Annotated in this window: 1 protein-coding gene; it reads left to right on the top strand. The window is 40.8% G+C overall.

Annotation, left to right across the window (positions count from 1 at the left end; all coding sequences use genetic code 11):
- The coding region (locus CWB66_RS21520) for a 1-aminocyclopropane-1-carboxylate deaminase/D-cysteine desulfhydrase (RefSeq protein WP_138587010.1) at positions 1-422 on the top strand (422 nt) is incomplete at its 5' end.
- Between the last annotated feature and the right edge of the window lie 46 nt (positions 423-468).

Raw genomic sequence — 468 nt, 5'->3', positions numbered from 1 at the left:
GCTTGCCTCAACATGACTATTTAGTTTGCCCTACGGGAAGTGGCGGAACACTCGCAGGACTCATTGAAGGCAGTGAATTAACAACTCAAGTTATTGGTATAGCTGTGCTTAAGCAGGCTGAATACTTGAAAAGTGAAATATGTAAACTAAGCAATAAAGCTAAGACTCAAACTAATTGGCAATTAATGACTGATTTTCATGGTGGAGGTTATGGTAAGTTTACCCCTGAACTCTGGCAATTCTGTCAATATATGAATAACACTCACAACTTACCTTTAGAGCCAATTTACAGTGGAAAAATGATGCATGCCTTGTGGCAGCTTATTGAGCAGGATTACTTCCCGACTGGCAGTAAAATAATTGCAATACACACCGGTGGATTGCAAGGATTGAACGGCCTAAAATACCGAGGGCTGATTTAGCCTGAACGCTGGATAATAAATCTCTCTCGAGCAGCTACTTTCATCT

It is taken from the genome of Pseudoalteromonas sp. S558, from assembly GCF_005886635.1.
Lineage (GTDB): Bacteria > Pseudomonadota > Gammaproteobacteria > Enterobacterales > Alteromonadaceae > Pseudoalteromonas > Pseudoalteromonas aliena.
This window is presented reverse-complemented; position numbering and strand designations above follow the sequence as displayed.